The organism is Archangium primigenium, from assembly GCF_016904885.1.
GTDB classification, from domain to species: Bacteria; Myxococcota; Myxococcia; order Myxococcales; family Myxococcaceae; genus Cystobacter; species Cystobacter primigenius.
In genome coordinates, this window is sequence record NZ_JADWYI010000001.1 from 2,007,391 (window position 1) to 2,025,452 (window position 18,062).

General features: G+C 71.8%; 14 protein-coding genes. 8 read left to right on the forward strand and 6 right to left on the reverse strand.

Translation table 11 applies throughout. The features are described from left to right. Positions 1-81 precede the first annotated feature (81 nt). Positions 82-738: a hypothetical protein gene (locus tag I3V78_RS08540; RefSeq protein WP_204485835.1), complete on the forward strand. Its 657-nt coding sequence runs from the start codon at positions 82-84 to the stop codon at positions 736-738. On the opposite strand, the gene I3V78_RS08545 is transcribed toward I3V78_RS08540, so the two are convergent. Further along, positions 732-1,298 (reverse strand): hypothetical protein, encoded by a 567-nt coding sequence (locus tag I3V78_RS08545; RefSeq protein WP_204485837.1) that lies wholly within the window; start codon positions 1,296-1,298, stop codon positions 732-734. The two genes, I3V78_RS08540 and I3V78_RS08545, sit on opposite strands and share 7 nt — an antisense overlap. Before the next feature lie 11 nt (positions 1,299-1,309). Continuing rightward, the gene (locus I3V78_RS08550; RefSeq protein ID WP_204485840.1) at positions 1,310-1,957 is read right to left on the reverse strand and encodes a hypothetical protein; all 648 of its coding nucleotides are present in this window, start codon (positions 1,955-1,957) and stop codon (positions 1,310-1,312) included. 141 nt (positions 1,958-2,098) lie between these two features. Here I3V78_RS08550 and I3V78_RS08555 point away from each other — a divergent pair, with 141 nt between their 5' ends. From I3V78_RS08555 to I3V78_RS08565, 3 genes are all read left to right on the forward strand, one after another. Beyond that, entirely contained in the window at positions 2,099-2,890 is a 792-nt protein-coding gene (locus I3V78_RS08555) for an SRPBCC family protein (protein ID WP_204485842.1), read from the forward strand. A 78-nt stretch (positions 2,891-2,968) separates the two neighbouring features. Then, on the forward strand, positions 2,969-4,369 hold the full coding sequence (locus tag I3V78_RS08560; RefSeq protein ID WP_204485845.1) for an FAD-binding oxidoreductase: 1,401 nt from the start codon (positions 2,969-2,971) through the stop codon (positions 4,367-4,369). Between the two features lie 88 nt (positions 4,370-4,457). Next, the gene (locus I3V78_RS08565; RefSeq protein ID WP_420840449.1) at positions 4,458-5,060 is read left to right on the forward strand and encodes a Uma2 family endonuclease; all 603 of its coding nucleotides are present in this window, start codon (positions 4,458-4,460) and stop codon (positions 5,058-5,060) included. 27 nt (positions 5,061-5,087) lie between these two features. On the opposite strand, the gene serA is transcribed toward I3V78_RS08565, so the two are convergent. Together serA and I3V78_RS08575 are read right to left on the reverse strand one after the other, a co-directional pair. After that, on the reverse strand, positions 5,088-6,338 hold the full coding sequence (gene serA / locus I3V78_RS08570; RefSeq protein WP_204485850.1) for a phosphoglycerate dehydrogenase: 1,251 nt from the start codon (positions 6,336-6,338) through the stop codon (positions 5,088-5,090). Between the two features lie 92 nt (positions 6,339-6,430). After that, positions 6,431-6,808, reverse strand: coding sequence for a SpoIIAA family protein (locus tag I3V78_RS08575; protein WP_204485854.1), 378 nt, complete (start codon positions 6,806-6,808; stop codon positions 6,431-6,433). A 270-nt stretch (positions 6,809-7,078) separates the two neighbouring features. On the opposite strand from I3V78_RS08575, the gene I3V78_RS08580 reads away from it, so the two are divergent. The 3 genes from I3V78_RS08580 (at position 7,079) to I3V78_RS08590 (ending at position 9,043) form a co-directional block, all read left to right on the forward strand. Next, positions 7,079-7,561 (forward strand): GspE/PulE/PilB domain-containing protein, encoded by a 483-nt coding sequence (locus tag I3V78_RS08580; protein ID WP_239577439.1) that lies wholly within the window; start codon positions 7,079-7,081, stop codon positions 7,559-7,561. Between the two features lie 94 nt (positions 7,562-7,655). After that, positions 7,656-7,925: an acyl carrier protein gene (locus tag I3V78_RS39855; protein ID WP_204485859.1), complete on the forward strand. Its 270-nt coding sequence runs from the start codon at positions 7,656-7,658 to the stop codon at positions 7,923-7,925. Positions 7,926-8,080: 155 nt separating this feature from the next. Then, positions 8,081-9,043, forward strand: coding sequence for a class I SAM-dependent methyltransferase (locus I3V78_RS08590; RefSeq protein ID WP_338023499.1), 963 nt, complete (start codon positions 8,081-8,083; stop codon positions 9,041-9,043). Here the strand turns inward: I3V78_RS08590 and I3V78_RS08595 are convergent. Both I3V78_RS08595 and I3V78_RS08600 read right to left on the reverse strand, forming a co-directional pair. Continuing rightward, on the reverse strand, positions 9,019-14,004 hold the full coding sequence (locus I3V78_RS08595; protein WP_239576353.1) for an ATP-binding protein: 4,986 nt from the start codon (positions 14,002-14,004) through the stop codon (positions 9,019-9,021). The two genes, I3V78_RS08590 and I3V78_RS08595, sit on opposite strands and share 25 nt — an antisense overlap. Positions 14,005-14,259: 255 nt before the next feature. Beyond that, positions 14,260-16,338: an extracellular catalytic domain type 1 short-chain-length polyhydroxyalkanoate depolymerase gene (locus I3V78_RS08600; protein ID WP_204485861.1), complete on the reverse strand. Its 2,079-nt coding sequence runs from the start codon at positions 16,336-16,338 to the stop codon at positions 14,260-14,262. Positions 16,339-16,538: 200 nt separating this feature from the next. Here I3V78_RS08600 and I3V78_RS08605 point away from each other — a divergent pair, with 200 nt between their 5' ends. Beyond that, entirely contained in the window at positions 16,539-17,984 is a 1,446-nt protein-coding gene (locus I3V78_RS08605; protein WP_204485863.1) for an esterase/lipase family protein, read from the forward strand. The last annotated feature ends 78 nt before the right edge of the window (positions 17,985-18,062 follow it).

Sequence of the window (18,062 nt, forward strand, 5' to 3'; positions counted from 1 at the left end):
CGCGGTCATCTACAGTCAGGTGACCGCGAAGGACACGTCGCCACGCACCTTCGAGGACACCCTGGAGGAGGAGCCCCCGTCATGCCGTCCCACCGTCCGTTGCCCGGCCTGGAGCGCCTGTTGGAGGTCTGCCGCGCGCGGGCCCATCCCGTGAAGCTCGAGCCGCCCGTGGCCCCGGGGGCGGACGCGCTCGTGGCCGGACAGCCCCTGGACGCCCAGCTCGCGGCGATCCACGCGCGCGCCAACTACCTGTGGGTCCACGACGAGCTGTACCTCTTCCCCGCGCGGCACGTGCGGCGGCCCGATCTGCACCGGGTCAACGCGCACTGGCGCCAGGACTGGGAGGAGCCCTTCGCGTCGCTGCTCGTGTTCGGCAAGGACGACCGGCTGGCCTACTGCTACGCCACGGTGCCGTGGCTCGCCGAGGCGCCCGGCGGTCCGCAGCCGGTGGTGTGGGTGGACGTCTACGAGACCCTGTACGCCATTCCCGTGGCGTCGAGCGTGGATGGCTTCCTCGCCACCTACGCGCGCTACCTGGACGTGGCCCCGTCCTCCACGGCCCAGAGCGAGGACTTGCCCCCGCCCCGGAGCTTCCCCTGGGACGCCGGGGCGTTCATCGCCCAGGACCTGGCGCTCGTGCGGCGCGTGGAGGCCGGCCACTTCGACGGCCTGCTCCACCCCAGCGCCCGCGCCCGCGATTGGATGGCGCGGCGGGTGCTCCAGAGCGCCCGTCAGTAGATGAACTGGAAGGCGTGGACCTCGGCGCGCAGGCTCGCGCAGGCCTGGAGGTCCACCGTCCAGGGCTGGGTGGGCAGGTGGCCGCGCGCCTCGAACACCAGCTCCACCTGCTCGTCGCGCGCCAGTTGGGGCACGCTCGCCGCCTCCACCGCCCGGAGCGTGAGCCGGGTGGGGGAGAAGCCCTGCGAGGAGTTGCCGTACTCGAGCAGCGTGCGGATGAACTCCGTGGCGCCCACGCGCCGCAGCGACACCTTCACCGTGTCGATCTGGCTCAGGTCCAGCGTGGCGTCGCCCCCCGTCACGTCCAGCTCGAACAGCCGCAGGCGCAGCTCGGTCTCCAGCGAGCCCGGGGGCAGGTCCGCGCCGAGCTGTCCGAGCGGGAAGGTGACGGTGTGTGTGAGCGTGTCCGTGCCGTCGGGGACGAACGTCAGCGCGGGCTCGCGCTTGCAGAGCTCGTCCGTCTCGGCGTTCACCACGAAGAAGGTATCGGCGATGCGCCGGCAGCCCGGAGCGAGCAGCACGGCCGTGAGCAGGAGCAGGGCGCGGGTCGGAAGGGGCATGGCCGCTTTCGTCAGTTGAAGTAGAGGAGGACGGCCAGCCGGGCCACCGGGGTGGACAGGCCCAGGCGCAGCGGCGTGGAGGTGATGGTCGGATCCTCCCCGGCCTCGCGGATGAAGGCCGGGGTGTCCGTGACGCGGATGAACCAGTAGCCGACGCCCAGCCCCCCGGAGATGGTCACCGGACGCCAGGGGGAGAACTCCAGGCCCACGGTGGCGCTCAGTTGCTCCGCGGCCACGCTGCGCAGGGCCGTGCCCGGGGTGGTGGGCGTGCCGTGGAGCCGGGAGAGCAGTCCCGGGTAGTCCAGCGCGAAGGCATGGCCGTAGCCCAGGCCCACCACGGGTGACACGACGAGCTGGATGGGCAAGAGCTCCACGCCGGCCTGCAGGGTGGTGCCCAGGCTGTTGCGCGCGCCCCCGAGCTGCACTCGGAGCCAGGGGCGGGGCTGGAGCAGGGCCGCGAGGGCCACGCCGTCCGGGGCGCCCAGGGCCAGCCGCAGTCCCACGCGCGGCGACCAGGGCGAGGCGTCATCCAGGGCCACGGCGGTGGGGGGCGCGGGCACGCTCGTGGGCGCGGGGACGCCCGCTTCTCGCGGCGCGTCCGGGGTCTCCTGGGCCCAGGCCCCGGGGCCTGGCGTCAGTAGGGTGAGCAACACGGGCAAGAGGCATGTGTTCCGTGCCCGGCCCTTGCCGGCGCGTGGAGGGGGCGTCATCGCCCCGATTGTTCGCGAGCCGGGCCCAGGAGAGAAGGGGTCTGCTAGGGTGACGGCCCCCAGGCGGCGGCTGCGCCCCGGAATCGCGTGATGCTCAAGAAGATCCTCATCTCCAGCGGAGGCGTGTTCGGCGGCGTGCTCGTGGTGGGCCTCGTGTTGCCGTCGACCTACCGGGTCGAGCGCACGACCCTGCTGCGCGCGCCGACCGGGCGGGTGTACCCCCACGTGGCGGACCCGAAGCGGTGGCGCGAGTGGACGCCCTGGCAGGAGGCGGCGTACCCGGAGGCGCAGTGGGCCTTCGGCAGCCAGGCCGGCCCGGGCGCCGTGCGCAGCTGGAGCGGCGAGCGGGTGGGGCGGGGCTCGCTCGTGCTCACCCGGGCGGACCCCGAGACGGGCGTGGCCTATGACGTGTCGCTCGACGGGGGCCGGTTCCTCGCCCAGGGCACCATCGCCTTCGCCTCCTCGGAGGATGGCACCTGGGTGACGTGGGTGGACTCGGGGGATGTGGGCGGCAACCCCTTCCTTCATTACCTGGTGCCGTGGATCGAAGCGCGGCTGGGCCGGGACCTGGACCAGGCCCTGCTCCAGCTCCAGCGCGTGGTGCGGGACGCGCCCGCGGAGGTCGTCGAGGCCACGCCCGCGCCCGAGCCCGTGCCGGAGACCGCCCCCGCCGTCGCCGCGCCCGTCCCCGACGCGGGTCCCGCCCCCATGGAGGACGCGGGCCCGGCGCCCGCAGTGGATGCCGGACACGATGCCGGACACGCGCCGGACGCGGGCGTGCTCCCCGCGGCCTCCGAGGAGCCCGCGCCCTCGGGCACACCCACGTCGGCGGAGTCTTCCCTACCCGAGGCGGCCCCGGAGGACGCCGGGCCGACACATTGAGCCGTGTTCCCTTGGAGCAGTGCTCCCTTGCCCGAGCGCTGGCTTGCCATGGGGGGCGTGCTGCACTAGGTGCTCCCCATGGCCGATGTGCTCCCCGAAGCGTTCCTGCGTGCCGTTGCCGAAGGATTCCCGGCGGACTTCCTCACCCGTGACTTGAGCGAGCTCCAGGAGTACGGGCGCGACTGGACCCGGGTCCACGCGGCCGCGCCCTGCGCGGTGGCCTTTCCCCGCACCACGGACGAGGTGGCGCGCCTGCTGGCCCTGTGTGACGCGCACCGGGTGCCGGTGGTGCCCTCGGGCGGGCGCACGGGACTGGCGGCGGGCGCGGTGGCCGCGCGGGGCGAGCTGGTGCTGTCCCTGCGGCGCATGACGCGCATGGAGCCGGTGGAGCTCCTGGGTAACACGGTGCGGGTGCAGGCGGGCGCGGTGACGGAGGCGGTGCACCAGCACTGCGCCGAGCACGGCCTCACGTGGCCGGTGGACTTCGCCTCCAAGGGCTCCAGCCAGGTGGGCGGCAACATCGCCACCAACGCGGGCGGCGTGAAGGTCATCCGCTACGGGCTCACGCGCAACTGGGTGCTGGGCCTGCAGGTGGTGACGGCCCAGGGCCAGGTGCTGGAGCTCAACGGCGCGCTGGAGAAGAACAACACGGGCGCGGACCTGCGCCAGCTCTTCATCGGCAGCGAGGGCACGCTGGGCATCATCACCGAGGCCACGCTCAAGCTCACGCCCCTGCCCGGCAAGCAGGAGGTGTTCCTCTTCGCGGTGCCGGACGTGGCCGGGGTCTTGCGCCTGTTTCGCGACGCCCGCCGCGCGCCGCTGGTGCTCAGCGCCTACGAGTTCTTCACCGACAAGTGCCTGGCGCGCGTGCAGCGCCACCGCAAGCTGCGCTCGCCCTTCGAGGGGCCCAGCGGCTGCTACGTGCTGGTGGAGGCCGAGGCGCGCGATGCCACCGAGGTGGAGAACTGGCTGGGCTCGCTCTTCGAGCAGGGGCTGGTGACGGACGGCACGCTCGCGCAGAGCCCCTCCCAGGCGAGCGAGCTGTGGGCCCTGCGCGAGAGCATCAGCGAGAGCCTGTCGGCCACGGGCCTGCCGCACAAGAACGACGTGTCCCTGCCGGTGGCCCACCTGGAGGCGTTCTGCGCGGAGCTCGACGCCGTGTTCCGCGAGCGCTACCCGGACTGGGAGATCGCCCTGTTCGGCCACATCGGGGACGGCAACCTGCACATCAACATCATGAAGCCCGAGGGCATGGAGAAGTCCGAGTTCCTCGCCCACACCAAGCAGGCGGACCCGGCCATCTTCGAGCTGGTGCGCAAGCACGGCGGCAGCATCTCGGCCGAGCACGGCATCGGCCTGCTCAAGAAGGACTACCTGTCCTTCTCCCGCTCCAGCGGGGAGCTGGACATGCTGCGCACCCTCAAGCGCGCCCTGGATCCGCACAACATCCTCAACCCGGGGAAGATCCTCGACGTGTGAGCCCGAGGTGTCCTCTGCGGTCAGTTGCCCCTGTCAGACCTCGGAAGTAACCTTCCGGGAGCGGGCATGAACGCGGGGAGGACACATGATGGGGTGGGGCAGCACAACGAAGGTCACACCGCCTGGACCCGATGAGGCGCTGCTCGCGCGGCTGGAGGCGCTCCCTCCCCATGTGGTGGGGGAGATCCTGGCGGGCCAGTTGATCGTCTCGCCCCGGCCCGCGAGCCCGCACTCGGCCGCCAACTTCGCGCTGGCGGGGGCATTGGGCGGCCCCTTCCAGCGAGACCGCCCCGGGCCGGAGGGCTGGTGGTTCTTCGCCGAGCCGGAATTACGACTGGGGCCGGACGTGGTGGTGCCGGACCTGGCGGGCTGGCGGCGCTCCCGCATGCCCGTGCGGCGGCCCGTGCCGAACTTCACCCTGGCCCCGGACTGGGTCTGCGAGGTGCTGTCCCCCTCGACGGCGCGCATCGACCGGACGCTCAAGAAGCGGTTCTACGCGCGGGAGGGGGTCGAGTACGTCTGGCTCGTGGACCCGGTGGCGCGCACGCTGGAGGTGCTGCGCCGGCACGAGGACCCGTGGCTGGAGCGCGGCGCCTGGAGCGGCGACGCGCGGGTGCGCGCCGAGCCCTTCGACGCATTGGAACTGGAGCTCAAGCGCTTCTGGTTCTCCGAGTCCCCCGAGCCGGAGTGAGGGCTCCGGCCCGGAGGTACGCACGGCTCAGAAGACGATGCGCGTCTTGATGTCCGTCTTGAGGCCGGCGATGGCCTGGCACACGGGGTTGACCACGTCCTGGTCCAGGTCCATCACCAGGTAGCCGATGTGGGCGTCCGTGCTCAGCACCTGCGCGTGGATGTTGGCGTTGAGGTCCGAGACGATGCGGTTGATGTCGCGAAGCACGCCCGGCGTGTTGCGGTGCACGTTGAGGATGCGGTGCGTCTTGGGGATGAGCGGCGCCTCCACCTGGGGGAAGTTCACCGCGCCCGTGGTGGCGCCCGTCTTCACCAGCTTGATGAGCGAGGTGGCCACCTCCTTGCCGATGGAGGCCTGGGCCTCCTCGGTGGAGCCGCCGATGTGGGGCGTGAGGATGACGTTGGACAGGCCCTGCAGCGCCGAGATGAAGCCGTCGCTGTTCGTCTCCGGCTCCTCCGGGTAGACGTCCACCGCGGCGCCGCCCACGTGGCCCGAGCGCAGGGCGTTGGCCAGCGCCTCGATGTCCACCACCGTGCCCCGGCTCGCGTTGATGAGGAAGGCGCCCTTCTTCATGCGCGCCAGCTCCGCGGTGCCCATCATCTTCTCCGTGGCGGGCGTGGCCGGCACGTGCAGCGTCACGAAGTCCGACGCCCCGAGCAGCTCCTCGAGCGACGCCGTGGCGCGCGTGTTGCCCAGGGGCAGCTTCGTCGCCACGTCGTAGAAGAGCACGCGCATGCCCATGGACTCGGCGAGCACGCCCAGCTGCGAGCCGATGTGCCCGTAGCCCACGATGCCCAGCGTCTTGCCGCGCACCTCGTAGCTGCCCACGGACACCTTGCGCCACTGGCCCGTGTGCACCTCGCGGTTGCGATCGCCCAGCTGGCGGCTGAGCATGATGATCTCCGCGATGACGAGCTCCGCCACGCTGCGCGTGTTGCTGAAGGGCGCGTTGAACACGGGCGTGCCGTGGCGGTTGGCCGACGCCAGGTCCACCTGGTTGGTGCCGATGCAGAAGCAGCCCACCGCGAGCAGCTGCGGCGCCTTGGCCAGCGCCTCCGCGTGGATGGTCGTCTTGCTGCGGATGCCCAGCACGTGCACGCCCTGGATGCGCTCCTCCAGCTCGTCGGGCTTGAGCGCGCCCTTGAGCCGCTCCACCAGGAAGCCCTCCGCGGCGAACATCTCCGCGGCGGACGAGTGGATGTTCTCCAGCAGCAGGACCTTCGGCGGGCCGTCGATGGACACCGGCGTGGACGGCGAGGGGAAGACGGGCGTGTTCATGGCCCCCCGCGTTAGATCCCGCCCCCGGGGCTGTCAAGCCTTCCGGAGCTTGAGGGGGGCCCCCGCCCGTTCAAAAGCGGCGGGAAGGCGGCTCAGTCGTGCTCGGGATTGCGCAGCCAGGCGAGGGCCGCCTCGCGCGTCTCGAAGGTCTGGGTGGGGATGGTGAGCAGGGCGCGCTTGGTCATGCGCCAGGCCTGCAGGCCGCTGGCCGGGTCCGTCACCACGCGCGCCGAGCGCTTCATGCCGTGGTGCTGCGCGAAGGCGTTGAGGCTGGCCATGGTGGCCACCATGTCCGGCGGCATCACCCGGAGGTGGGCCTGGTCCACCAGCGCGCTCCAGGGGCTGCCCACGCGCAGGATCGTCTCGCGAATGCGCTTGAGGTAGTCCTCCACGTCCTCCGCGCTGGGCTGCGGGGGATAGACGACGTCGATGATGCGGTCCGCCTCGTGGACGGTGATCTGAAAGGGCATGCGGGGTTCGGTGCTCCGGGGGTAGCGCACTCTAGCGCCCACCGGGCCCTCGTCGACATCCCGACCCACCCCGCTCCCCGGGAGAAAGGCGCGTCACCCCCTCTGAAATTTTTCCACCACTCGGGCCGGCCTTCCGGGGGCAGGCCCGCCAAGCCCTCGGAATCCATGGTCTCCGGCTCTGGCACGCCTCGCGCATGCAGTTGGGGTGGGATGGGGCGGGAGCGGGGCGGGGCGTGGCGTCGAGCGGGGACGAGGTGCGGCGTGTGGGAGATGCGGCTGGGTGAGTTGTGGGTGGCGAGCGGGCTGCTGTCGGCGGCCCAGGTGGATCAGGCGGTGGCCTACCATCGGCGGCACGGATGCCGGTTGGGCGAGGCGGCGGTGGCCCTGGGCCTGCTCACACCCGAGCAGACGCTCACCACGCTGTCCCAGCACCTGCAATTGCCCTTCGTGCGCCGCGAGGGCCTGGAGCGCGTGCCCCGGGCCCTGCTCAAGTGCATGCCGGAGGCGGTGCTGCGGCGCCTCAAGGTCTGTCCCCTGCGCATCCAATGGAGTGAGGAGGGGCAGGGCCTCGTCTACGTGGCCACCAGCGAGCCGGACAACTTCGAGCTGCTCGGGGAGATCGAACTCGTCACCGGCTGCACCGTGAAGCCCGTGCTCGCGCTCGCCTCGGACTTGCGCCGGGTGCTCGCCTCCCACGGCCTGGGCGCCGAGCCCATCGCCGAGCCCGTTGCCGCGCCCAGCGCCGCCCTCTGAGTCCCTCCGCTCGCCCATGTGGGGCGGGGTAGGTCTCCTGGAGATGTGCGCCGCGCCGGGATGGCGCGAGGTGGGCTCGCAGGTTCCAGGGAACATGGAAACGGAGACGAAGAACCAGTTGCGCCGGTTCATCCGGACGACCTTCCTGCGCAATGAGCAGGCCTCGCTGTCCGACGGCACCTCGCTGCTCGCATCCGGGATGATGGATTCCACGGACACGCTCGAGCTCATCCTCTACTTGGAGAGCGAGTTCGGCATCACCGTGGATGACGAGGAGGCGGGGCCGGAGAACCTGGACACCATCGAGCGCATGGCCGCGTTCATCGCCGGCAAGCGCTCGGCGGGTCAGCTGTCGCCCGCATGAGGAGGCCGAGCCGCTGGTCTCCGGGCGGCGGAGCGAGGGCCACACGCGAACCTTTCCCACGGGGAACGGAATGCCGGGCGCTTCCCGTTGTGCGGGGCATGGACGATCCCTCCCTCATCTTGAAACACCCCGCAGGCCTTGGTGAGTCCTGTCATGTGCGAAACGAATTGGCGGCTCCCGTGATGGATTGGGTGGAGCGCAGTGACGCGTTTCTCCAGGCGGACTCGTGGCTCAAGGGCATCCACGAGCGCCTGCGCTCGGGCCGGGTCGAGGAGGACATGGCGGCCCTGTACCAGGGGCTGCATTGGCTGCGCCGCAAGTGTGACCGCGAGGAGTGGCACGTGTTCTGCCTGGAGTCCACGCGGGCCCATCCCCTGCGCGAGCTGTTGCACCAGTGTCCCTACTCGCGCCACAGCTACGAGCGGCCCCGGGGGTATGCCGGGGACGCGGACCTCATCGACTACGTGTACGAGCCGCGGCTCACGGGCGCGCCCCCGCTGGGCCAGGCCATCTACCGCTTCCTCTTCGAGCAGACGGGCCCCCAGAGCGTGCGCGAGCGGCGGCTCATCCTGGCGCGGGAGATCGACACCATCGCCGAGCGGGTGAAACAGCCGAAGGTGCTGTCCATCGCCTGTGGGCACCTGCGCGAGGCGGAGCTGTCACGCGCCGTGGCCGAGCGCCGGGTGGGCCAGTTCCTCGCGGTGGATCAGGACCAGGCGAGCCTGGACGAGGTGGCGCGGCGGCACGTCGGGGGCGTGGTGCGCCCGGTGTGTGACACCGTGCGCTCCATCGTGCTCGGGCGCACCGTGTTCGAGCCGCAGGATCTCATCTACACGGCGGGCCTGTACGACTACCTGTCGCAGTGCACCGCGCAGCGGCTCACCCAGCGGCTCTTCCACATGCTGCGGCCGGGAGGGCGGCTGGTGATCGCCAACTTCGCCCTGAGCACGCCGGACGCCGGCTACCTGGAGGCCTTCATGGACTGGTGGCTCGTCTACCGGGACGAGGCCGAGATGCGGGGCCTCGCCCAGGGCATCGATCCCAAGCAGGTGGGCGCGATGAACCTGTTTCGCGACAGCGTGGGCCACGTCATCTATCTGGAGCTGGAGCGGCGCTGAGCGCCCGGGTCCCTCGGGCCCTGCAGGGGCAGGAGCACGGTGAAGGCCGCGCCCTGCCCCGGCGCGCTGCGCACCTCGATGTTGCCGCCCAGCGCCTGGACGATCTCCCGGACGATCCACAACCCGATGCCGAAGCCGCCGTAGTGGCGCACGGACACGGCGCGCTCGAAGCGCTCGAAGATGCGCTCGGTGTCCTCCTGGGCGATGCCGATGCCCTGGTCGCGCACCTCGAGCCGCGCGTGCGTGGCGTCCCCGTCCACGGTGACGGTGATGGGCCGGCCCGCGCCGTACTTCATGGCGTTGGTGAGCAGGTTGAGCACCACCTGCTCCAGGCGCGTGGCATCCCAGCGGCCCACCAGCGCGGGCGCCAGCTCCAGGGTGAGCTCGCACTCGGCGCGCGTGAGGCTCTCGCGGGAGCGCTCGGCCACGCCGCGCACCACCTGCACCAGGTCCACGGGCTCCAGCTCCGCGAGCAGCTGGCCCTGGGCGATGCGGGAGATGTCCAGCAGCTCGTTGACGAGCTTGCCCATGCGCTGCGTCTGCAGGTTGGCGGACTCAAGCCGGGTGGCGAGCCGCTCGGGCGGTAGCTCCTTGGCGCCCGGCCGCGTCTGGTTGAGCAGGCCCTGCAGGTGCAGTTGCAGCGAGGTGAGCGGCGTCTTGAGCTCGTGCGCGGCGATGGACAGGAAGTCGTCGCGGCGCCGCACCGCCTCCTGCTCCTCGCGATAGAGCCGACCCTGCTCCTCGGAGAGGGCGGCCATGCGCTCGAAGCCCTCGGCGTTCTCCAGCGCGGTGCCGGCGAGGATGCAGACGAAGGAGGCCAGGCGCTCCTCGTCCTCGCCGAACAGCTCGCCCACCTGCCGGTGGGTGGCGCACACGCACGCCACCGTCCGGCCGCGCACCTGGATGGGGGCGCACAAGAGCGAGCGCACCCCGAGCAGCTCCAGGCTCTCGCTCACGCCCCCGGGCATGCCCTGGCCCATGAGCACGGGCTTGCCCGACTCCAGCACCCGGCGCACGGCGGTGCGGCTCACGCCCTCGGCCGTCAGCTCCTCCTCGGGCAGGAGCGTGCGCGGCTCGAACACCACGCAGTGCTCGGGCCGCAGCAGCTCCATCATGGACTCGCGCACGGACTCGAACACCGCCTCGCCCGTGAGCGCGGAGGCGATGCGCCGCCCGGCGTCCAGCACGCGCGGGAAGCGATCCACGAGCGACAGCGTCTCCAGGCGCTCGGGGGCCCGTGTGGGGGCGGTGGCGTCCGTGCCCAGGCCCTGCTCCAGCTCCTGCAACCGCCGCCGCGCCGTCTCCAGATCCTCGGGGGCGTCGGGCCAGCCCCACGCCTGCCCCACCTCGCCGCGCGCGAGCAGCGTCTGGGCGTGCTCGTGCTCCATCTTCAAGGACTCCGCCAGGCGCAGGGCCTGCTCGAGCAGCCGGCGGGCGCGGCGGGGGTGGCCGTCCATGGCCTCCAGGAGGCCCCGCTCGCGCAGCAGGTGCACGAGGTTGTTCTGGAAGGCCTCCGCGGAGGAGCGGGCCTTGCGGGCCACGTGGCGGGCCTGCTTGAGCAGGGCGGCGCGCCGCTGGGGCGCGAGCGGGGAGACGCGCTCGGCGAGCAGGCGCAGGGCGGTGATGTACCAGGGCCCCACGGGCGTGACGTACTCGTTGCGCAGGCGGGCCTTCTCCACCAGGCGGTGCGCCCGCTCCAGCGTGGCCACGGCGCCCTCGCGGTCGTCCTCGCGCAGCTGGCGCAGGGCCTCGGCCTGGAGCAGGCCCGCGTGCGTCTGGGTGTCGATGCCCGGGTCGGTGAGGGCGTCGCGCAGGAGCTCCGGGGCGATGCGGCCCACGGACGCCTTGCCCCACACCTCCAGCGCGAGCCGCGCGGCGTACCGGTCCCCGATGGCCACGGCGGAGGCGTGCAGCCGCTGGCTGGAGGCCTCCGCCTCGCGCAGCCGCCCCAGGCGGTAGAGGCTCATGGCCTCGTGGTAGTGGGCGTTGTGCATCTCCCACTTGTCACCGGTGCGGGTGAGCAGGCGCATGCCCTCGCGCGCCTTGTCGATGCTCTCCTCGTAGCGGCCGGAGGCGTAGAGCGCGAGCGAGTAGAAGTGCAGCGTCTGGCCCTGGCCCCAGGTGTCGCCCCAACTGCGGCGCATGGCGAGGGACTTCTCCAGGTAGGCGATGGCGCGCGAGAACCACGGCACCTGCGTCATCACCGGCGAGTGTGTGGAGTAGGCCTGGGCCAGCTCGGGAGTGGGCGGGTAGCGCTCGGCCACGTTGACCTCTCGCAGGTGGGCCCAGAACGTGGGGATGGGGCCGCGCTTGTACCAATAGCCGTAGGTGAGCCGGTTGTAGAAGTGGACCGCGAGCAGGTCCTCCTCGGCGTGCTCCATGCCGCGGCGCGCGAGGCGCTGGGGCATGAGCGTGTGGCCCGCCTGGACGACGAGCTCCCACACGGCGCGCAGGCCGTAGGTGAGGTTGTGGCGGGGCACCCAGCGCTGCAGCAGCTCCAGGCCCTGCTCGTTGGCGGCGTTGCTCTCGGCCATGTTGCCGCGCTTGAACTCGAGCTCGCCGAGCTTGGAGGAGATGCGCGCCTGCTCCAGGCGGTTGAAGGCGAGCTGTTGGGCGCGCTCGAGCTGCTGCTGGGCGGCGTCGTAGCGGCCGCGCAGCATGAGCACGTCCCCGAGCCCCGCGGCGATGCGAAAGCGCGTGCTGGCGTCGGCCTCGGCCGCGCCCCGCTCGGCGATGCGGTAGTTGAGCTCGGCGGACTCCAGGGCGAACTGCATGCGGGCGCGCTCGGCGGCCACCATCGCGTGGGGCAGGGCCTGGGCGTGCTCGCCCGCGGCGTCGTAGTGGTAGGCCAGCTCGAAGGCGTCCGCCTCGTCCCGGGCCTCGAAGGTGCGCGCCGCCAGGCGGTGCAGCTCCCGGCGGGTCTCCGGCTCCAGGAGGCCGAGCAGCGCCTCGCGCAGCTTGTCGTGCACGAAGGTGTAGTGGCCCGCCTGGCCGGCCCACAGCATGTGCCGGTGCTGGGGCTCCACCAGCGCCGCCACCACCTGATCGCGCGGGGTGCCCGAGAGCGCCGCGACGCGCTCCAGATCGAAGCGCTTGCCCAAGAGGGCGCCCACGGACAGCAGGCGCAGCGACTCCTCGGGCAACAGCTTGAGCCGACGCACGAGGAAGGCGGCGGCCTGGCGCGAGGAGCGCACGTGCGCCATGGCCGCGGGCCGCACCGTCCAGCCCCCGGGCCCCGGCGCCAGCGCGCCGTCCTCCACCAGCCCGTGCATCACCGCCGAGGCCATGAAGGGGTTGCCCTCGGACAGGCGCACCACGAGCTCGGTGGCCTCGCGCGGCAGGGGGCCCGCCATGGACTCCATCATGCGCGTGAGGTCGTCCGGCCCGAAGGCCTTGAGGCGCAGGTGCGCGTCGGGGTGGAGCTTGCGCAGGAGGTGGCCCTCGCCCACCTCGTCCCCGCGGAAGGACAGCACGATCAGGATGTGGCCCAGGCCGGCGCGGCGCGACTGCCGCCAGCCCTCCAGCGCCTTGAGCGTGGGCTCATCCATCCACTGGCAGTCGTCGAGCAGCACCAGCGCGGGCTCGCTGTCCGTGCCCAGCGCGCCGAGCAGGGCCGTCAGGGCGGCGATGCCGCGGCTCTCGCCCAGGGAGTCCGGCCCCAGGTTCTGCTGCTCCGGCCGCAGCACGGGCCCGAGCTGTGGCAGCACGGTGCACACCGCCACCGCCTGCTCGCGCAGCCGTTCACGCAGGCGCTCGGCCACCTCGGGCCGCTCCCGCGCCGCCGCGGCGATGCCCGCGGCCACGTCCCCGAAGAGCTGGAAGGGGCGCTGCGCGGAGTGGGCCACGGCCTGGCCCTGCAGCAGCCACGCCCGGTGCTGGCGGGCGCGCGAGGCGAACTCCTCCAACAGCCGGCTCTTGCCGCCGCCGCTCTCGGCCTCCACCACGAGCAGCCGGCCCGGCTCGGCCCGGGCGCGCTCCAGCTCGCGCTCGAGCAGGGCCAGCTCCTCCTGCCGCCCCACGAAGGACGGCTCGGTGAGGCTGTGGCGGGTGTCGTGCGCGCCCGCCACCAGCTCCGGATCCTGCTCACCCCGGGCCAGCGCCAGCTCGATGGCCCGCAGGTCCTCGCGCGCCGAGTCGGCCGACTGGTAGCGATCCGGGGGGTCCGTCTGGAGCAGCCGGGCGACGACCTCCTCCAGCGCGCGGGGCACCTCCACGCCGGTGGTGCGCAGGCGCGGGCGCGGGGTGAGGTGCTGGCGCAGCACCTCGCCCACGGACGCGCCGTCGAAGGCGGGGTGGCCGGCGAGCGCCTCGAAGAGCACGGCGCCCAGGGCGTACAGGTCCGAGGTCGCCTCCACGGGGCGGTTGAGCAGCCCGGCCTGCTCGGGCGACAGGTAGCGCGCGGTGCCCACGGGCAGGTCGCGCAGGGAGGGATCCAACCGCTCGCTGCGCGCCAGGCCGAAGTCCACCAGCGTCGCGTGCGTGACGGTGGGGTAGCCCTGCACGACGATGTTGGAGGGCTTCACGTCGCGGTGCAGTACCCCGTGGGCATGCGCCTCGGCGAGCGCGGCCAGCACGCACTGGCCCATGGCGAGCGCCTCGGGCACCGACAGGGTGCCGCTGGCGAGCCGCTCTTGCAGCGAGCGCCCCTGGATGAAGGGCGTGGCCAGGAAGAGCAGGTCGTCACTCGTCCCGAACGCCAGCACGGGCACCAGGTGGGGGTGGGTGAGCGAGCGCAGCACCCGGGCCTCGTGCTCCAGCCGACGCCGGGACGTGGACACGAGCGTGGCCAGGGGCGTGGTCTTGACGATGAGCTGCGCCCCCGTGTCCAGGTCCATGCCCAGCCACGTGGTGATGCCCCGGCCCTGCTTCATGCGCTGCAGCAACTCGAACCGGCCACCCAACCGCCGTCCGGGGCGCGCGCCTTCGAGTGAGGGTCCCACCTGTTCGTAGCCCTCCGCCATGAAGCCCTCCCCCTCGGGATGTCACCACCAGGCACGTGGTGGGGTCGGCGCGATACCGACAAACTTGGGACCGCGGAGTGCGGTGCCAAGGGGGCCGATGCCTCAACGGCTCCCGGCCAAAGGTAGGCAGCTTCAATTGAGGCGGCTGTCCCGCTCGCGCATCTCCTCGGACATGGGCGCGATGGCTCGGGCCGCCGTCTGGGGAGCGGGCGGGCGAGCGGGGCAGCGAGGGGTTGGACCCCGGGACAAGGGGCTTTAGGGGCCCACGGTGATGCCGTCCACCCAGGCCTTGGCGCGGCTCACGGTGGAGCTCAGGTCCTTGGCGCTGACGACGAACTTCAAGGTGACGGTCTTGTTCGCGTAGGCGGACAGGTCCAGGTTGGCGCGCTGGGTCCAGGCCGATTCGCTCACGCTGCCCAGCGTCTTGGAGACGCTGTCCACCACCTTGTCCGAGCCGTCGTTGACGACCACCTGGAAGCTCACGGCGGCGCTGGTGTTGGCGCCGGACAGGTCCAGCTTGCGCCAGTAGGTGAGGCGCGCGTTGGCGGGCACCTTCAGGCTGACGCTGGCGGTGCGGGTGACGGTGCTGAAGGAAGGCGTGGCCGAGCCCGTGAGGGACTTGCTGCCCGAGGTGCCCGTCTGGTCGCCCGAGTCCAGGGCCCACTCCGTGAGGCTCCAGCCGGTGTTGTCCGGGCCGCTCTGGGAGAAGGTCTCGAGGAAGCGCGCGGAGGTCTGGTCCACGGTGACGCTCACCTGGGTGGACAGGCCGGTGTTGCCCGCCGCGTCCAGGGCCCGGGCCCGTACGGTGTGGGTGCCGGTCGCGGCGGTGGTGGTGTTCCAGCTGGCGGTGTAGGTGCCGCCGCCCGTGGGCGTGCCCGAGGCCACCACGGCCCCATCCACGAGGAACTCCACCCGGCTCACGCCGAGGTTGTCGGTGGCGGTGGCGGTGAGGGAGACGGTGCCCGAGAGCGTGGCGCCCGCGGCGGGGGAGGTGAGGGCCACGCTGGGGGCGGTGGTGTCCGAGACGCCGCCGGTCACGGTGACGGACACGGCGCTGGAGGGGGTGGTGTTGCCCGCGGTGTCCGTGGCCCGGGCCAGCAGCGTGTGCGCGCCGTTGGCCGCCGTGGCGCTGTTCCACGCGGCCTCGTAGGGCGCCGCGGTGTCGATGCCCACGGACGCGCCGTCCACCAGGAACTCCACCTGGGCGACACCCACGTTGTCCGAGGCCGAGGCGGTGAGCTTCACCGTGCCGCTCACGCTCGTGCCCGAGCCAGGGGCGGTGAGGGCCACGCTCGGCGCGGTGGTGTCCGAGTTGTCCAGCCCGAAGAAGCGCGCCACGTGCCAGGTGGAGCAGATCTTCGTGGCCAGCACGTAGGCGCCCGCGGTACCGCACGCCGCGGAGCCGCCGGGGAACTTCGTGGACGGATCGATGGCGGTGCCATGGCCCATGCCCGTCAGGTCATACGTCTCCACCAGGGCGTTGCCCGCGCCGTCCTTGTAGACCTTGTGGGGGTAGCCCGACACGGTCTCGCTGACGCTCGGCGTCTGGGAGAGCCCGTGCACCGCGGTCCACTGCTCCATGCCCTCGTTCTGGTTGCTGTTCTTCACGGTGTAGTCGGACGTGCCGTGCCAGAAGGACATCCTCGGGTAGGGGCCGCTGTAGCCCGAGTAGGCGCCGCGCACGAGGCTCGCCCAGTCCGCGGGCGTCTTGTCCGAGCCCGGGCTCATGCACGAGAAGCCCTGGGTCATGGTGGTGGCGCACTTGTAGGGGATGCCCGCCATGACCGCGCCGCCGGCGAACACGTCCGGGTAGGTGGCGGCCATGACGTGCGTCATCGCCGCGCCCGCGGACAGGCCGGTCACGAAGACGCGGCGGCCGTCGATGGAGTGGTCCGCCTTCATCTTGTCCACCATCTGCTTGATGGACAGCGCCTCGCCCTGGCCCCGCGTGATGTCTCCCGGCTCGAACCAGTTGAAGCACGTGTTCTGGTTGTTGGCGCTCAGCTGCTCGGGGTAGAGCACGTAGAACTTGAGCTGCTCGGCCAGCTCGTTCCACCCGGCGTTGGTGTAGCCACTGGCCGTCTGCGTGCAGCCGTGCAGGGCCACCACCAGCGGCGCGTTGGCCGGCATGTTGGCGGGCACGTGCTTCCACATCCGCAGGTTGCCCGGGTTGCCGCCAAAGCCCGTCACCTGCGTCAGGGCGCTCGTCACCTCCCCCGTACGGGAGGCCTCGACCTGCTCGGACGCCTCGTCCACCGCTGAAGGCCCTCCGCATCCGAGCAGACCCAGCGCCAGACTCGCACCCGTCACACCCGCGAAACGTCGCTTCGACATGTGTCCTCCCACGAAAAGGGGAGACATGGCTTAGCACCAATGACTGGGATTCGAGACGCTCCTGGGAAGGATGACGCGCGATGTCACGGACGGGGGGCGAACCCACATGAACCTCCCATCATACAAACATGAACCTGACCTCAACTCCCGCTAGGATGGCGCGCCGCCGCCTCCCCCCCCGTTCCACCAGGAGCCCGTCCATGCGTCCGTTCACGTCCTCCCTCCTCGTCGCCAGCGCCCTGCTCGCCTGCGGCTCGCCCTCGACGGGCGGTGGTGGCACCCCCACGCCGGACAAGAACCCGCCGGTGACGGTGGAGCGCTGCCGCGAGCGCATCGCCGCGCTGACGGACGAGCTGCGCGCGGCCAACGTGGACGTGGCCAACTGGTCCTTCCGGGACGCGCCGGAGATGAAGGAGCCCACCTTCACGGGCGCGCAGACGCCGAAGACCTACAAGCAGTACGACGGCCGCTACCGTCAGCCGGAGCCCGCGCTCCATCCGGGCTGCTCCACGGCGAACCTCTACTACGACAAGAAGAACGTCGCGAACGACACCGCCGGCCAGACGCCGTACAAGGACGGCAACAACGACGGCAAGTGGACGGGGCAGGAGGCCTTCGGCGGACCCAACGCGGCCACGGGCTTCATCGACGGGGACGTGGCGGACATCCCGGGCTTCCCCTGCGCCGCCAAGCAGTACACCCAGGGCAACCCGGACCGCGCGCTGCCCATCGTCATCCTCGTGCACGGCAACTCCACCCGGCCGCACTCCTGGGAGAAGTTCCTCCTGACGCCGGGCACGGCCATCAACTCCGCCTTCGAGAACGTCCAGTTCAACCCCGACACCCAGGCGCGCACCCAGCTCGCCGAGGCGCTCATCGCCGCGCGCTACGAGGTGGTGGCGGTGGACTTCCGCACGGACCTGGTGGCCAGCGTGGACCCCACGGCCAACAACACCACGGAGAACGTGGCGGGCAACATCGACCACGGCTGGTCCACGCCCATCCTCGAGTCGCTCGTCAAGGCCGTCATCCAGAACAACCCGGGCCGCAAGGTGGCGCTCGTGGGGCACTCGCTGGGCGTGACGGTGGTGCGCGATGCCCTGCGCCGGCTCTACGTGGAGTCCGTGGACGGCGTGGCGGGCGCGGTCAACCCCTTCGCCCACGTGAGCCACGTCATCCTGGGCTCGGGCGCCAACCACGGCGTGTCCACGTACGATCCGCCGAGCGCCCTGTGTGGCCCGAACCTCACCATGCGCGGCACCATCGTGTGTGAGATGGGCAGCCGTGGCAACTACCAGCAGACGTACTTCCACAAGCCGCTCAACGGCCCCCGCGACCTGTTCGCCACGCCGTGCGCGGACGGCGACTACGCCTTCGGCCGCACTGGCCAGTGCGAGGGCAACGCGGTGAAGTACCTCACGCTCACCATGACGGACATCAACTCGGGCTCCAACTACCAGGACCTGTACGTGTCCGAGTCCGCCTCGCGCATCGAGATGCCCGGGTGCGTGAACAACACCCTCACCACGCTCGGCGACTACGACACGAGCGGCTACTTCAACAAGGGCTTCATCGCCAACCACTTCGGCTCGGTGCGCTCGCCGGCGGGCCTCAACCAGGTGCTGGCCTTCCTGGCGGCGAAGTAGTCAGCTCCCCTTCCGTGAGTCTCCTCCCGCCGCCCGTGGCCGTGGCCGCCGCACGGGCGGCGGTCGTCTTCCGTGCGC

What these genes read in the sequence shown, in the direction of transcription:
- I3V78_RS08540 (WP_204485835.1), top strand. Translation starts at nt 82, where the DNA reads ATGCCGTCCCACCGTCCGTTGCCCGGCCTGGAGCGCCTGTTGGAGGTC.
- I3V78_RS08545 (WP_204485837.1), bottom strand. Translation starts at nt 1,298, where the DNA reads ATGCCCCTTCCGACCCGCGCCCTGCTCCTGCTCACGGCCGTGCTGCTC.
- I3V78_RS08555 (WP_204485842.1), top strand. Translation starts at nt 2,099, where the DNA reads ATGCTCAAGAAGATCCTCATCTCCAGCGGAGGCGTGTTCGGCGGCGTG.
- I3V78_RS08560 (WP_204485845.1), top strand. Translation starts at nt 2,969, where the DNA reads ATGGCCGATGTGCTCCCCGAAGCGTTCCTGCGTGCCGTTGCCGAAGGA.
- I3V78_RS08565 (WP_420840449.1), top strand. Translation starts at nt 4,458, where the DNA reads ATGGGGTGGGGCAGCACAACGAAGGTCACACCGCCTGGACCCGATGAG.
- serA (WP_204485850.1), bottom strand. Translation starts at nt 6,338, where the DNA reads ATGAACACGCCCGTCTTCCCCTCGCCGTCCACGCCGGTGTCCATCGAC.
- I3V78_RS08575 (WP_204485854.1), bottom strand. Translation starts at nt 6,808, where the DNA reads ATGCCCTTTCAGATCACCGTCCACGAGGCGGACCGCATCATCGACGTC.
- I3V78_RS08580 (WP_239577439.1), top strand. Translation starts at nt 7,079, where the DNA reads ATGCGGCTGGGTGAGTTGTGGGTGGCGAGCGGGCTGCTGTCGGCGGCC.
- I3V78_RS39855 (WP_204485859.1), top strand. Translation starts at nt 7,656, where the DNA reads ATGGAAACGGAGACGAAGAACCAGTTGCGCCGGTTCATCCGGACGACC.
- I3V78_RS08595 (WP_239576353.1), bottom strand. Translation starts at nt 14,004, where the DNA reads ATGGCGGAGGGCTACGAACAGGTGGGACCCTCACTCGAAGGCGCGCGC.
- I3V78_RS08600 (WP_204485861.1), bottom strand. Translation starts at nt 16,338, where the DNA reads ATGTCGAAGCGACGTTTCGCGGGTGTGACGGGTGCGAGTCTGGCGCTG.
- I3V78_RS08605 (WP_204485863.1), top strand. Translation starts at nt 16,539, where the DNA reads ATGCGTCCGTTCACGTCCTCCCTCCTCGTCGCCAGCGCCCTGCTCGCC.